This window comes from Flagellimonas sp. MMG031 (assembly GCF_040112705.1).
Taxonomy (GTDB): Bacteria; Bacteroidota; Bacteroidia; order Flavobacteriales; family Flavobacteriaceae; genus Flagellimonas.
In genome coordinates this window covers 993,327-1,008,771 of record NZ_CP157804.1, presented here as the reverse complement: position 1 = coordinate 1,008,771, position 15,445 = coordinate 993,327, and the positions used below count along the sequence as shown (strand labels likewise).

The 15,445-nt window shown below is 44.0% G+C and carries 10 protein-coding genes; 3 read left to right on the top strand and 7 right to left on the bottom strand.

Features of this window, described 5'->3' with window-relative positions; all coding sequences use genetic code 11:
* The first annotated feature begins 136 nt into the window (after nucleotides 1-136).
* Nucleotides 137-1,747, top strand: coding sequence for a histidine kinase (locus ABNE31_RS04490; RefSeq protein WP_349352516.1), 1,611 nt, complete (start codon nucleotides 137-139; stop codon nucleotides 1,745-1,747).
* 68 nt (nucleotides 1,748-1,815) lie between these two features.
* The gene (locus tag ABNE31_RS04485) at nucleotides 1,816-2,568 is read left to right on the top strand and encodes a LytTR family DNA-binding domain-containing protein (protein ID WP_306012918.1); all 753 of its coding nucleotides are present in this window, start codon (nucleotides 1,816-1,818) and stop codon (nucleotides 2,566-2,568) included.
* Between the two features lie 4 nt (nucleotides 2,569-2,572).
* Here ABNE31_RS04485 and ABNE31_RS04480 read toward each other — a convergent pair whose 3' ends face one another.
* From ABNE31_RS04480 to ABNE31_RS04460, 5 genes are all read right to left on the bottom strand, one after another.
* A complete protein-coding gene (locus tag ABNE31_RS04480; RefSeq protein WP_349352515.1) occupies nucleotides 2,573-3,154 on the bottom strand; it encodes a bifunctional precorrin-2 dehydrogenase/sirohydrochlorin ferrochelatase in 582 nt (193 codons plus the stop codon).
* An 80-nt stretch (nucleotides 3,155-3,234) separates the two neighbouring features.
* Nucleotides 3,235-4,173 carry a type IX secretion system membrane protein PorP/SprF gene (locus ABNE31_RS04475; protein WP_349352514.1) on the bottom strand — a complete coding sequence of 313 codons (939 nt, stop codon included), beginning with the start codon at nucleotides 4,171-4,173 and terminating at the stop codon, nucleotides 3,235-3,237.
* 2 nt (nucleotides 4,174-4,175) lie between these two features.
* Nucleotides 4,176-8,279 carry a gliding motility-associated C-terminal domain-containing protein gene (locus ABNE31_RS04470; RefSeq protein ID WP_349352513.1) on the bottom strand — a complete coding sequence of 1,368 codons (4,104 nt, stop codon included), beginning with the start codon at nucleotides 8,277-8,279 and terminating at the stop codon, nucleotides 4,176-4,178.
* Nucleotides 8,280-8,594: 315 nt separating this feature from the next.
* Entirely contained in the window at nucleotides 8,595-10,385 is a 1,791-nt protein-coding gene (locus ABNE31_RS04465) for a ribonucleoside-diphosphate reductase subunit alpha (RefSeq protein ID WP_179383547.1), read from the bottom strand.
* A 2-nt stretch (nucleotides 10,386-10,387) separates the two neighbouring features.
* The gene (locus ABNE31_RS04460; RefSeq protein WP_179383546.1) at nucleotides 10,388-11,662 is read right to left on the bottom strand and encodes a ribonucleotide-diphosphate reductase subunit beta; all 1,275 of its coding nucleotides are present in this window, start codon (nucleotides 11,660-11,662) and stop codon (nucleotides 10,388-10,390) included.
* 405 nt (nucleotides 11,663-12,067) lie between these two features.
* On the opposite strand from ABNE31_RS04460, the gene ABNE31_RS04455 reads away from it, so the two are divergent.
* On the top strand, nucleotides 12,068-12,559 hold the full coding sequence (locus ABNE31_RS04455; RefSeq protein ID WP_349352512.1) for a PAS domain-containing protein: 492 nt from the start codon (nucleotides 12,068-12,070) through the stop codon (nucleotides 12,557-12,559).
* Between the two features lie 32 nt (nucleotides 12,560-12,591).
* On the opposite strand, the gene ABNE31_RS04450 is transcribed toward ABNE31_RS04455, so the two are convergent.
* Together ABNE31_RS04450 and ABNE31_RS04445 are read right to left on the bottom strand one after the other, a co-directional pair.
* A complete protein-coding gene (locus ABNE31_RS04450) occupies nucleotides 12,592-13,479 on the bottom strand; it encodes a diacylglycerol kinase family protein (RefSeq protein WP_349352511.1) in 888 nt (295 codons plus the stop codon).
* Nucleotides 13,476-15,443, bottom strand: coding sequence for a sulfatase-like hydrolase/transferase (locus ABNE31_RS04445; protein WP_349352510.1), 1,968 nt, complete (start codon nucleotides 15,441-15,443; stop codon nucleotides 13,476-13,478). The genes ABNE31_RS04450 and ABNE31_RS04445 overlap by 4 nt, the downstream gene beginning before the upstream one ends.
* Nucleotides 15,444-15,445 lie beyond the last annotated feature (2 nt).

Here is a 15,445-nt window from a genome sequence, read left to right as displayed (position 1 = left end):
CTTCCTACTATGTTTTTGTATTCTTTTGGGGCATTTTGCCCATTCTCAGGAATCCCCGGTTAATCAAGATCGTAAATTAAAGCAGCTTCCGTTCTCTTATGCCATAGTAAAAGATTGGGATAGTAGCTTTTCCGAGATGTTGGAATCTTCGTTTTCCAAGCCCCACAAGAATGTTTTACTCGATGTAGGAAAGACGTATTGGTTTAAAATTGACCTAAACAATGAACTTGATACTCTTCAGACCGAAGATTTATGGCGATTAAGGTCTAACCATTTTAATAGGGCACAACTTTATTTTAAAGATGGGGATTCCATCGCCACCCATTCCTTTGGACGATTCAAGGATGAAAATGAAAAGAGATCGTTAAAACATGGTAGTGGTGCTGTGTTCCGATATGAAAACATAATCTCCGGGAGATACCTTTATGTAAAAGCAAAAAATCATTTTGAATACCCATACCCTGTCCATTTCGGATATTTGTCAAATGATGCGAACCGATTTTACACCGATTACTACAGCGAACAAGACCTTGAACAGATCACCCCTTCCCTACTCTTTTTGGGGGGCTGCGCCATTTTATTCTTAACATTCGCGGTCATATTCCTAAACGTAAGAAGGTTGGAATTTCTGTTTTATTCATTTTATGTGCTTTTTTTATGTGGCTTCCTTACCGGTCTCGATATTCCCAGAGTATTCACTCTGTTCGATAGCGAGCTTGGCTTTTGGGCTCTTACCATTTCCCAGGTCCTCATCAACCTGTTTTATGTATTGTTTGCCAAGTTTTATTTGAACACCGAAAAGCAATACCCTTTACTGGATATTATCATCAAAATCATTGTTTTGGTATTAATTCTTATTGTGCTCGCACATGGAATAGCTTACTTTTCAGAACATTACCAACTGCAAAGCAACATTTTGAATTTCCAAAGACTACTGATGACTCTTTTTGGTCTTTTCGCCATGGTTTACCTCCTTCTGTTGCGTAAGGATATATTGGCCTGCTTTATTGTTGCAGGTTCATTTTGTTATATGCTGGGTGCACTTGCCTTTTGGCTAATGTATTCAAAACACTATATGATCTTGGGCTCCATGTTGGAAATCATGATTTTCTCACTCGGTCTCGCTTATAAAATCAAATTGGAGTATGAAGGTAAAGTTATCTTGCAAAGGGAAGTTTCCCTTAAGGACATTAGCGCCAAAAGAGCTCAAATAAACCCCCATTTCTTCTTTAATTCATTGGGCTCCATCCAACATTTGATACTGCACGACAAAAAAAATGCCGCATTAAATTACCTGAACAAGTTCAGTAAACTGGCTCGTAGTGTTTTGGAAAGTTCGTATGAAACCACGGTGACCCTGACCGAGGAAATAGAACTGCTACGCTCCTATCTGGAACTCGAGTCCTTGCGGTTTGATAAAGCTTTCTCATACACCATTACGGTGGCTGATTCCGTTGACACCGATGCCGTGGAAATCCCCTTGATGCTCATTCAACCCTTCGCCGAAAATGCCATTATCCATGGGTTGATGGGAAAAAAGACAGGCGAAAAGAAACTTGAATTCCGTTTTTTCATGGAAACGGAATATCTTGTCATAGAAATTGAGGATAATGGGGTAGGCAGGTATTATGAAAAAACCAAGAAAAGCAGGAAAAAATCCAGAGGTATGGAAATCACCAAAAAGAGACTAAAAATGCGGGACACCTCCGACCTCAATAAAAATAGCATTGAAATCATAGACAAATAGGACACCCAAAGCCAGCCCAGCGGCACCAAGGTCATTATACGATTGAATAACCCCTAAAAAACAACCCAATGGTACTAAAAGCAATAATCATCGAAGATGAAAAGCACAGCAGGGAAACCCTTAAATCCATGCTGGAAGAGTTTTGTAAAGGCGTGGAAGTCATCGCCATGGCAGGCACTGTTGATGAAGCGGTTAGAGTCCTCTCTGTGTACAGTCCCGACATTGTTTTCTTGGATATTGAATTGCAATCGGGTGTTGGGTTCGACGTGCTTGAAAGAATCAAGGAACCCAATTTTGAGATCATCTTTACCACGGCCTTCGAAAAATATGCCATAAAGGCCATAAAATTTAGTTCGTTGGATTATTTGTTGAAGCCCATTGATCTTAGTGAACTCCAACAAGCCGTGAACAAGGCCCGAAGCAACATGGACACCAATATTTATCGGGAACAGTTGGACAACTTGATGCAGAACATATCCCGGGGCAATATGCGTCCCGAAAAAATATGTTTGGCCACCACCACGGGTATGGAGTTTATAGAAATCAAGGATGTTATCGCCTGTAAAGCTGATGGTTCCTATACCTGTTTTATGATGGACAGCGGGGAAATACCCATGGTAAGCAAGCACTTAAAGGAATATGAACAAATGCTTGCCGAGTATAACTTTATGCGTGTACACAACAGCTACCTTGTCAACTTGCGAAAGGTGAAAAAATATGTAAAGACCGATGGGGGTTATCTTATAATGGAAAACGACCTTCAGGTAAACATTTCGCCAAGAAAAAGGGATGACCTCATTGAGGCGATGAAGCGTCTGTAAGGGATTAATCCTTCTTGTTCACCAACCCTTTCGTAAACTCGTTCAAGGCTTCCACCTTTTCCTCGAAATCACCCTTTAGGGTTTTGCGGTATTCGTTTAGGTTTTGCACCAAATCATCGATATTTTCAGGAATCACGTCCTCAAAAAATTGACGCAAGCGTTTAGCGGTGGTCGGAGACTTTCCATTAGTGGAAATGGCCACCTTTACATTCCCCTTGGTCACGATTCCACCCATATAAAAATCGCAAAAGGGAGGGTTATCGGCCACATTCACCAAGGTACTTCGCTCTCTGCACTCGTGGTACACCTGCTCGTTCACCTCCGGCTTATCGGTACATGCCACCACCATGTGCTTCCCATCCAAATATTCAGTACGGTACACATCTCTTGTAATCGTCACCTGATGTTTTTGGGCCAACTCCAAGGTAGCGGGCAAAAATTCGGGAGCTACCATCTGTACCTGGGCGTTTGGGCTGGACTTCAATAAAAAAGTCAATTTCTCCAGTCCCACATTGCCACCGCCCACAATTAGGACGTTCAAATTGGCCACTTTTAAAAAAATTGGATACAGCTCGTTCCTTTCCATTGTAAATTGGTTTTCAACCTCCGATACCTCAAAGATACTGACTATTTATGGCCGGAAGTAACCATTTAACTGGCCAAGATCTAAAAAGTTGGTTCTTCTTGCTTCTTTTTTGATGATTTGAACTCATAGCGAACAAATAGCTCGTGCGAGCCTCCGCTATAATTTGCCAAGTTGGAGGTTGTAAGATCATAGGCGTAACCAGCGCTAAAATTGGCATCGATTTGCATCCCTAGCAAGGTAGAGAAAGAGTCGTCCCAGCGATAAGCCAATCCAAATAGAAAAGTTTCCTTGAGCATGGCATTCACCGAAACATCTGCAATAATCGGTGTGCCGAGCACCCATTTTACAAAGAAAGCGGGCTTGAGTTTAACATCGGGCGTTAAGTCCACTACCTTTCCGCCAATAAAATAATAGTGCAAACGCTCCGCTGCTATTTCCTGCTCCTCCCCATCGTAATGCTTTTGCGAGAAAAAATTGGGAATGGCAAATCCCAAATATCCCTTTTTGGTATCGTAGTATAGTCCGGCACCTATGGTGGGGAAAAATTTACTTTTGATGTTGTTTTGAAAGGCCACATCCGCATCATCCGTAAGTCCGCGGGAAAAATCCACATCAAAAATGCGACCGCCCAATTTCATCCCGAAGGATAGCTTTCTGTTGGCACTGTCCAGTTGAATGGTGTAAGACACGTTTCCATCCACCGAAATTTCAGAAGAAGGACCAAGAGCATCCCTTGAAATGATTCCCCCCAGACCCAATTTGTGTTCCATAGGTGTATCCACGGCGAGTACTTGTGTGTTTGGCGCCCCATTTAGACCGGCCCATTGGGAACGGTGCAGCAACAAAGCGGTCAAATGTCCATTGGAACCTGCAAATGCCGGGTTTACGCTCATGGTGTTGTACATGTATTGGGTAAACTGGGGATCCTGTTGTGCAAAGCTAACCAAAGGGGTTGCGCAGAGCAGAATCAAACAGATTTTCCTTATTTCCTTGGTAATATGTATCCTTGAAATCCCCATGCTTATCTGTTTAAATACAACCAATCCGTTCGTGGTTCCGACCCGTCGCCCAAATCCAAAATATAATAGTAGGTACCCACAGGAAGTTGGTCTTCGGGCTGGACCATGGCGCGACCATTTGGCGTTCCGTCCCAATCATTTTTATAGGATCTTGTTTGATAGACAATATTCCCCCACCGATTATAAATCTGCAATGAGTTATTGGGGTAACGGGAAATACAATCAATCTTAAAAAAGTCGTTCACACCATCGCCATTGGGAGAGAACTCGTTGTAGACGACCAAACAACTAGGAGCAACTGACGCTTCTGCCCTATTATTGTCCTCATTGATATCCCATTGATCCACATAGGCGATGTTCACAATGTTTTGATAGTCCTCAACATCCATAACCTCAACGGTTAACAATAGCGTGGCGGTTCCGGATACGGGCAAGCACTCGATTTCCCAAAAGGAAGCATCGGCATCATACGTTCCCGTTGAAGTCTGTGCACTCACAAATTGATACCCCAAGGGCAATTCCTCCTGTACCCCAATCTGCGTTGCATCATCAACACCTAAATTGGTCACAGTGATTTCAAAAGTCACCTCATCCCCAATATTTGGCTCTGGATTATCCACAGATTTTGTGATGGCCAAATCGGTGGTCTGTGGTGCAACAGAAGCAGTTGCTTCGTCGTCATCCACAACACCGTCCATAAAATCATCCTCATCCATAGCAGTGGATGGATTGCTATCGGGGTCGGGATATAAACTTGATGATACAAAGGCCTCATTGCGATACTCATCTTCCGACCCTGTTGGCGGATTGACCATCGCTAAAACTTCCAAACTTTCCGTATCCTGGTTCAGGACCCTTCTGTTCAGGTTCCAGATTCCCGAAGTTGCATCGTAAATACCCGCCGTTGTGGTATGGGATTGATAGGTATACCCTGAAGGCAACATATCAATGACCACTACATCTCTGGCATCGGAGGGACCATTATTTGTTAAGCTGACCACAAAACGAACCACTTCCCCTACATTGGGTGTCGTGTTATCCACTGTTTTGGTCAGCGATAGATCGGCCAGTCCACCGGGAACTGGAACCACCGTTGCCTGATCATCCTCGGAACCCAAGTTGTTGTTGGGTGTGGAATCGGGATCATACGTATCCAATGCAATGAGTTCTGCTGTGTTCTTATAGTTGCCTGTTGATTTTACAATGGCCCGAATTTCCAAGGTTTGTAATGCTCCATTGGCCAGAAAAGGTAATTCCCAAGACCCTGCAATTTCATCGTAGACACCTGCTGAGGTTACTGCTGAAACAAATTGATAGCCATCTTCCAATTCGTCTTCAATGATCAATCCTGAAGCATCATTGGGGCCATCGTTTTGTACTTGAATTGTAAAGAGGAGTTCATCACCCACCTCGGGATTCAAATTGTTCACCGCTTTCGATACGGACACATCGGTTACATGCCTTGGTGTGATAGCCAATTCGTCCTGATCGTCCTCGGACAGCACTCCGTTGTCCGGTGTGGAATCTGCATCAAATAGGATGGCATTGGTCACTTCTGCCCCAAAAACATAGTCGCCTGTTGGATTTACTTCAACCACAACGTTCAACTCTGCTTGGGATTCCAAAGGAACCGCCCCAAGATTCCATAGTCCGGTAGAAGGGTTAAATGCTCCTCCCGAATCGTCAGAAACATAGGTGAGCCCATCTGGTACAATTTGAGTCACTTGCACTCCAATCGCATCGCTCGGGCCCTCGTTGGTCAATGTTGTGGTAAAGGTGATTTGAGTGGCCACATCGGGAACTGCATTGTCCACGCTTATCGCTACATTCAGGTCGGCTGATGGAACTGGTGTGGTGCCAGCACTATCTTGATCATTTTCAAAGATGTTGTTATTGTTCGGTATTGAATTGGGGTCGAATTGATCGGAAGCAAAAACTTCGGTCACATTAAAATAATCTCCGGTATTGTTTACCGAGGCGACAATCGTCAATGTTTCTGTGCTTCCATCGGCGATAGTCCCGTTGAGTGTCCACATTCCCGAGGTTGCGCTATACAAACCAGCCGTGGTGCCATGGGAAACATAGGTATATCCATCCGGCAATAGGTCCAAGACCTCAACCCCAGTGGCATCGCTCGGGCCCAAATTGGTAATATTTATGGTGAAAATGACATCCTGACCAACAAATGGACTCAGTTGGTTGACCGATTTCCGCAATAATAGATCTGCCACGGGGACCACAATCGGTTCCACCGTTTGCTGATCATCCTCCGCCTCATTGTTATTATTTGGACTGGAATCCACATCGTTCTCCGCCACATTGGTCAATTCGGCCGTATTGGTATAATTTCCTATCTGTAATACGTCCACGGTAATAGCCAAGGTTTCAGAGCTGCCATTGGGCAAACTGCCCACTACCCACGAACCATTGGTCGCATTATAGGTTCCCGTGGATGGAACTGCATTTACCAATTGATATCCGGAGGCCAAAATATCGGTCACTACCACATTGGTGGCATCACTAGGTCCATCGTTGCCCACAGTGACCGTAAACACAATCTCCTGACCTACTTCGGGAATCAGTTCATCCACAGTTTTGGTCACGAAAATATCTACCAAAGGTTCTGGAACTACCGAAACACCGTCTTGGTCGTCCTCGCCCGGTATGTTGTTGTTGGGGCTGGAATCCACATCATTTTGATCATGTGCGGTAATTTCTGCTATGTTATTGTAATCTCCTGATGCATTGACCGTGGCCAATATGCTTAAACTGGCCGAACTTCCGTTGGCAACGGTACCGACATTCCAAATACCCGAAATGTCGTTGTAAGCGCCACCCCCATTGTCAGAAACATAAGTGTAGCCAGAAGGCAACAAATCGGTCACCCCCACCGAAGTGGCATCACTTGGGCCGTCGTTGCTCACTGTTAAGGTGAACCTGACGTTTTCGCTAACCAATGGGGGCGATTTATCGATTGTTTTGGTGAGTGAAAGGTCTATCAATGGCGCTGGTGCGACCACTACATCGCTCTGGTCATCTTCTGAAGACACTCCATTGGACGGAGTGGAATCGATATCATAGGCATCGGAAGCGATGACTTGGGTAGTGTTGGTGTAATTGCCGGAGGGATTGACCATCACATCGATGGTCAATGTTTCCGTAGCTCCGTTGGGCAGGGTTCCCACCTCCCAAAAGCCGCTTACGGGACTGTAAGTTCCCGTCGTTGCTGCATAGGAAACAAAATTGAAGCCGGAGAGCAACTGGTCTACCACCCTTACATTCGTTGCATCATGTGGACCAGCGTTGGAAATCGAAATCTCAAAGGAAATCTGCTGCCCCACAAAAGGGGACAAATCACCGCCCACTACCGATTTGGTCAATGAAAGATCGGCCTGCAAAGGCGCTGCAGTCACATTGGCTTCATCATCTTCGCTTTGATCTCCATCATCGTTATTGGGGCTACTATCGCTATCCAACTGATTGGCAAAAACGACTTCCGCGATGTGAGTGAACTCACCTAGCGTCCCCGTTGGGGTCTGTACGGTAGCATTAAAGTTTAAAGTAACCGTATTGTTTCCCACTGGAACGGTCAATCCCGTCCAAGTGACTTCATCAGTTAAAAAACTAAAGGTTCCGCTATTATTTATGGCGGTCACATTGTCAAAACCACTGGGCACCAAATTGGCTATGGTCACATTGGTGGCATCCACATCTCCAAAATTGCTCAGATGTATGGTAAAGTTGACCACTTCACCAATGGTGGGCAATGTATTACTGGCTAACATTTCCATTTCAAGGTCAACCCCCTCTATGGTTATCCCCACAGTGTCGGATGCGGTATTACAGCTTATATCGGAGACGGTCCATTCAAAAATATAGATGCCCAAGCCCATGTTGAAAACCTGGGTGCTGGGATTATTGGCATCTGCAAAGGTGACCAAGGTGGGGCCGGATAACTGTGTCCAAGTGCCCGTACCAACAGCTGGCGTGTCTGCATTCAAAAAGACGGAGGTGGCTTGGTCAAAGGTAAGGTCTGGACCTGCGTTCACCGCACAATCTTGAGCATATCCTTGATGAAAAACAGCCAACAGGAGGAAAACTGTCAAAAAAAGTTCCTGAAGACAGGCAGTGACTGAGGTTTGATCATAGCTGGGTTGATGAGGTTTTCCTTATCTGGCAAGGCTTACCCAAACTTATCAAGAACTGGCCTAAAATGAGAAGTTATGTTGTAGGGCAAGTAGCTTTTGTTGTGAAATCACCGATAAATGAAGAGAGAAACACGCTATTCGTTGTGGCATTTTGTCCTTTTGATGAAAGCTGAAACGGCTGCGATTCCGGATACAAGAAATCGAAATGGATGACCTTAAATGAAAAAGGGACCTGTTTCAGGTCCCTTTTTAAGTATTCAATTGATAGGATTGTTATGCTTCGCAGCTCACACAGTCTTTCTTTTGTTTGAATTTTTGCGCGGCATTCATGCTGTGCTGATAGTACAAGGACTTCAATCCCAATTTCCATGCGGTAACGTGGATTTTGTTGATTTCCTTGGTAGGCATATCGGGGTGTACAATAATGTTCACCGACTGCCCTTGATCGATATGATTCTGTCTGTTGGCCGCTTGGTAAATGATGTCCAATTGGTCCAACTCAGAATAGGTTTTGAAGACCGCCTTTTCCTCTTCGGTCAAGAAATCCAAATGCTGCACGGAACCATCCATATCACGGATGCTCTTCCATACTTCTGGGGTATTTTGACCCTTTTCTTCCAAAAGATCCATGAGGTATGGGTTCTTAATGGTCACTTTGATTTTGGCAATATCCTTAACGTAACAATTGCTCCAGATGGGCTCGATTCCTTGTGAAACCTGTCCCAAAATAAAGGCGGAAGAAGTGGTAGGCGCAATAGCGTTCAAGGTAGCATTGCGTCTTCCATACCCTTTCAATACATCGGGCTCGCCAAAACGCTCTGCCAACTGCTCTGATGCCTTGTAGGAACGCTCTTTGATTTCCCTAAAAATTTCACTGTTCAAGTTGTAAGCCTCCTGACTATCAAAGGCCAATCTTTTGGACTGTAGCAAGGAGTGCCAGCCCAATACACCTAGACCCAAGGCACGGTTTTGCTTCGCAAAATTATAGGCACGCTCCATAAACAGGAAGGTTTGTTGGTCTTCCCTATCCGAAGAATCCCTGTATTCCTCCAATTTTTCAATAAATTCGGTAATCACGGCATCCAAGAAATGTACCATGGTCTCAACGGCATCGGTCTTTTTCCACTTATCGTAGTGCAGTAAGTTCACGCTTGAAAGTACGCATACGAAGGACCAATCATCACTGGAAGGCAACATGATCTCGGTACATAGATTGCTTGCATGGATACGGTGCTTTTTGTCCTTATACACATCGGCGGCACCATCGTTGGCGTTGTCAGTGAAGAATACATAAGGATATCCCATTTCTCCCCTTCTTTGCAACACTTTTGCCCAAACGGTTCTTTTTTCCGCGTCTCCATCCACCATTTCCTGCATCCATTGGTTGGTTACGGTAACCCCATGGGTCAATTGTTGGATTGGGTTCCCTTCGGTTCCGATTTCCAAAAACTCCATGATGTCCTTATGGTCAATGGGCAGGTATGGAGAAAAACGACCGCGACGAACCGACCCCTGGCTGACTACATCTACCATGGACTCGAACAACTGCATAATATGCACGGCACCGGAGGCTTGACCGTTATTTTTAACGGGTGCTCCCCTATGCCTTATTTTTCCAAAATAACCCGAAGTTCCTCCTCCAAGTTTGGACATCATCCCTACCTCCGACTGGGTATACAGGATGTTCCCCATGTCATCATCGATATGGGAACCAAAGCAACTGATGGGCAACCCGCGCTTTTTTCCAAAATTGGACCATACTGGAGAGGCCAAAGAGAAAAAGCCTTCGGACATATAGCCGTAAAACTTATCGGAGTATCCCGGAATTCCCAAAATCTCCTCTGCTCTATCCCCGATTTCTCGGATTCGTTCCTCTGGGGAAACCCCTTCGGTCAAATATCCGGATGCCAGAAATTTTCGGCTGTATTCGTTCAACCATTCAAAGCCTTTGCTTTCTTCGTTCTTTAGCTTGGACAAGGTGTCTTTCCTTGCGTTTACAAGCTCTTGTGTTTTATTGTCCTGCTTTTGGTCTGCGGTCGGGGTTATTTGTGTTCTCTTCTCCATAATTAAAAAAGGTCGTCGCTAGTTATACTTTGTGTTCTTTTGCTATAGTTGATGGATCTTTTTACAAAAAAGTCTCCGTGTTTTGTTCCTATGATCTCGTCGTCGAACCATTCAGTCTGTTCCAATAGTTTTTGATCGACGTCGAATATTTTGGGGATTCCTATGCTCTCCAACGAATTGTTAAATCTGTTCTTGATGAACTCATTCACCAAGTTTTTGGGCAAGAAATCCAATTCGCCCTCTTCAAAGATCCAGTCCACTATTTTGCTCTCCGCATCAAATGCCTTCTCACAGATATCCTGGATCATTTCCTTGTACTCGTCATCGAACCACTCTGGATGTTCTTTTTTGATGATATTGATCACATCGATTCCAAAATCGCCATGAATCTGTTCTTCCTTGGATGTGGCCTCCACTACATTGGAAATTCCCTTCAACACATTTTTGTGTTTGTTGAACGCCATAATGATCAAGAACTGGGAAAACAGGGAAACGTGCTCGATAAATAGGGAGAACAACAAGATGGATTCGGCATACTCCCTATCGTTCTCACTTTTGGCATTTTTGAGCGCAGTCTCCAAATACTGCACCCGTTTCATGATTACCGGCTTTTTCTTCAAGTTTTCGAACTCTTTGTTCAATCCCAAAATCTCCAAAAGGTGTGAATAGGCATCGTGGTGGCGCACCTCACTCTCCGCGAAGGTGGCTCCAACAGATCCGATTTCTGGTTTGGGCATTCTGTGGTAGATATCGCCCCAGAAACTTTTAACGGCCACCTCGATTTGGGAAATGGCCAACATCGTATTTTTGATGGCGCTGCGCTCCACATCCGTCAACCCCGATTTAAAATCCTGGATATCGCTGGTAAAATTGAATTCCGTATGGATCCAATACGAGTGTCTGATCGCAGGTACATATTCATACAATTGCGGGTACTCATAGGGCTTTAGGTTGATACGTTTTTCGAAGATATTCGACTCACGCATCTGGGCCCTTTTGTTCCTGTAAATAATGTAGGCTTTTGCCGCATCGTGGAACTCACTGTCCATAAGTTCGTTCTCCACCACGTCCTGCACTTCCTCCACAGTGGGTACGTAGTGTTCATCTTCTCTCTTACGTTCCAACAACACTTGGTTGACGTTGTCGGCAATGGTCTGCGCATCGTTGATCTGGCCATGTTCCACGGCCGTCATAGCCTTCAAGATTGCGTTTGTAATCTTGTGCAAGTCAAAATCTTGCGTGCTAAAATCCCTTTTAGTTATCTGAGTAATCTGCATGAAGAAAACGGTTTGGAGTTGAAAAAAATAGCTTGACTGTAAAATTCCTATTTTCTTTACTTAAATTTTAAGTTGACCCGATTAGGTTCTTAACACTTTTATCAACATTTAGGTTTTTCACCGATAAAAAACCATGGGAACAAACGTAAATCAAGGGCTCCGAAAAATTGAAGTCAAAACCGATTTTTTCCAAATACTTTTTCACAGTTCTTTAACAATTTTTAGGTCGCTTGTTCATCGTCCCAGTAAACACCGAACATTGGCCCATTTTAACGACGGAAACATCCTTCGGAAACACTCGATCGTTTTTCAAACCATATAGGCCCTTCACCAAAAAATGTTTGATGAAAGTCCATCAGCATTCAATAATGTTTTTATTTTTGACCCAAGTAAATCATTTTGAGTATGTTGATTACGGCTAACAGGGCGATTTCCCCGTTACTGAGTTTTGATTTCTACTTGGAGGCTTACCATCGATTGGTGAAGACCTTAAAAAAGGAGGAGGACCTAAAACATCTTCGGGAAGTGCTTAACGGAAATCTTGGATCCCATATCCAAAACCTGATATTGGAGGAAAACTACGACACCCTGGTGGTAACCTGCCCCAAGCAACACATTGTTTGGGTAAACGATGGTTTCACGCAAATGACCGGTTACACCAAACATTTCGCTATCGGCAAACGGCCCAGTTTTCTTCAGGGCAAGGAAACCCCAAAAAGCACTACCAACGAAATTAGGGAACAACTAAAGGCAACCAACACGTATAGTGGTTCCGTAATCAACCACCGAAAGAACGGCGAGCCTTATCTCTGCAAAATTCAAATATTGCCCCTTTACGATTCCCAAAAGGAGCTTACGCATTTTATTGCGCTGGAGAAGGAATTAATGGCCGCTTAAGTTTGGGGGAACCGATATATCTTTGTAAAAAACTACGGAACAAGTACCTTCAATGCCTTTCCAACAATTGATACCGTTAACTCGTTATTTTCTAAATGATGTAATTCTCCATCGGCCTGCATTAAACGATCACAACGCCCTCCTTCAAACGCCAGCTTAATTTCCTTTACCTTGAAATATTGGATTTTATCAAGGTACTGATTCAATCTAAAAAGAACCATAAGACCCACCAAAAGCATCTCCCCACGACCAAGGCTTTCTATGACCACCACATCTAACAAGCCATCTTCCATGGATGCCATTCTTGTTAGGGAAATATCATAGCCCATAACCTTGGAATTGGAAACAAAAAACATAAATGGATTTACACTAAAGGTTTTCCCGTTGAGTTCCACGTTGATATTTTCGACTGGTTTAAATTCTCTAATGGATTTAAAAACCGCCTTTAAATAAGCCCAAAACCTTCGGCCATTGGCTTTATTATAATTGGAAATCACTTTTGCATCGAACCCGATTCCCATATTGGAAAAAAAAGGTTTTCCGTTTACCAAGGCCACATCAATCACACTGGTCCTTCCCTTCTTAATAATATCGGCCGCCTCTTGAAGCCTTCGGGGAATACCAAGACTTTCGGCAAGTCCGTTTCCAGAACCTGTTGGGATGATCCCTAAAAGTACCTTGGTTTGCACCAAACAAGAAGCGACCTCATTAATGGTCCCATCCCCTCCGCAGGCGACCAAAATTTCAGCTCTTTGCCCAATCGACTCTTCCGCCAATTTTGATGCATGTCCAGCATAATTGGAGATTTTTACAGTAATATGATAGTACTGGGGATCAAAATATTTGGACAGGGTAACCTTATCCAAAACCTGACCTCCTTTACCAGCAATGGGGTTCACTATAAAATGGATGTCCGTCATTGTCCCGGATTTGCGTTCAGCCCGCCATGGTTATATAGAAAATCGGCCAATTGGTAATATGAAATGGCTTCATTCAAAAACAATGTGTCCAGGGGACTCTTTATCAAACTGTTCTCTTCTGGATCCCATTGATATTGATTTGCTGTCTTGCCATCTCCCAAGACCATTAGGTCGGTCTGCTTTAACAATCCTAGCTTTCTATAATTGCCAATAAAAGCGCGTTGTTCCAAAGAATCCGTGGCGAATACGTTTCTGCCAAAAAAATTGTTCTTGTATTCCCATCCCAGCAATGAAAAAACGGTAGGCATAACATCGATCTGGGAGCACTGAGTGTTGATCTTTTTTTGTGACAGACCATCAAAATTGACCAAGATGGCGGGAATTCGATAATTGGCCACATCCAGTTCCCACTTACCGGCACTACTCGCGCAGTGGTCGGCCATAATCACGAAAACCGTATTCCTGTACCATGGTTTGGTCTTCGCATTTCTAAAAAACTTGCCTATGGCATAGTCGGTATACTTCACGGCTCCGTTCCTGCCAGTACCAGAGGGAATATCTATTTTTCCTTCTGGATAGGTATAAGGCTTATGGTTAGAGGTCGTCATGATAAAGCTAAAAAATGGCTTTCCCTCCGAAGAGAATCGGTCCGCCTCTTTGAGCACTTTTTCAAAAATATCCTCATCACACACCCCCCATGCGTTCTCAAAGGTCACTTCCCCATTTTCTATGTTCCTGCGGTCGGTCACTATATCACCGGAGGGCAAAAAGCCTCTTCCCCTATCGACAATATCAAATCCATTACCGCTGAAAAACTTGTCCATATTGTCAAAATAACCATCGCCACCGTAGAAAAAAGTCCGTGAATAACCTTTGTTTTTAAATACCTCACCTATCGTATAAAGACCTTGGTTACGTTCGCGCTTTACAATACTTCTTCCCGGGGTGGGCGGCACGGCCAAGGTAATGGCCTCCATACCGCGTACCGTTCTTGTTCCGGTAGCGAACAACTCGGTAAAATAGGCCTCGGCTCTGGCAATGGAGTCCAAATTGGGGGTCAACCCCTTTTGGTTGCCGAAAACTCCTAAATAGTCCGCACTTAGGCTCTCCACACATATTAATACTACATTTGGCCGTTGTTCCCGATTTCCCTTCACATACCGGAGAATATTTTGGTTCGGGAAGAGCAAACTGTCAGCAGGGGTCTTAATATGTTCCTCCACGACAGCTAGGGCATCGGTTTCGGGAATAGTTTGATAGAAGTCCGTATAACTAAGCTCATTGTTTCTGAAAGCTGCAAAAAAGGAATAGATTCCTGCCTTGGACAACTCGTTGTTGTATCTGTTGTTCGAAAGCTCGGCATCTTCATTCTCAACCTTACCGCTATAGGTAAGCATTATTCCAATGGCCAATATGGCCGGCACCAGTTTTTGTCGGAAAGTGGTAGTTGACCGAAATGCCTTTCTAAAAACCCCTTTCTTATTAACGTACCATGTTGTGAGCACTACTAAGAGCAACATACCACCAATAAGAAGGGGCAATGGATAGGATTCATTTATATTTTTTACCACCTCGTAGGTATAGATCAAGTAATCAACGGCAATAAAATTGAAGCGTCTTTGGAACTCATCCCAAAAAGTAATCTCTGCGAAAAAGGAGAAATAGACAATGAGCAAGCCCAGCGACCACCCGAGATAACATATTATTCGGTCCACGACCGAGCCATGGAATTTCTCGGGCAACAACATGAAATACAAGGCCGCCACCGTATAAAAAAATGACAGCGCACCTATATCGAAGAACAATCCTATCATAAAGACCTTGACCAATCCAAAAAAGGAATGTTCCACTTGAGAGAAATCCATGGCAAGGAAAATGGACCTAACCACGAATGAAACAATCAAAAACAACAATGCAAAAGCGTTGATGATCGAAAAACGGGATGGAAATATTTTTTTAACCATAA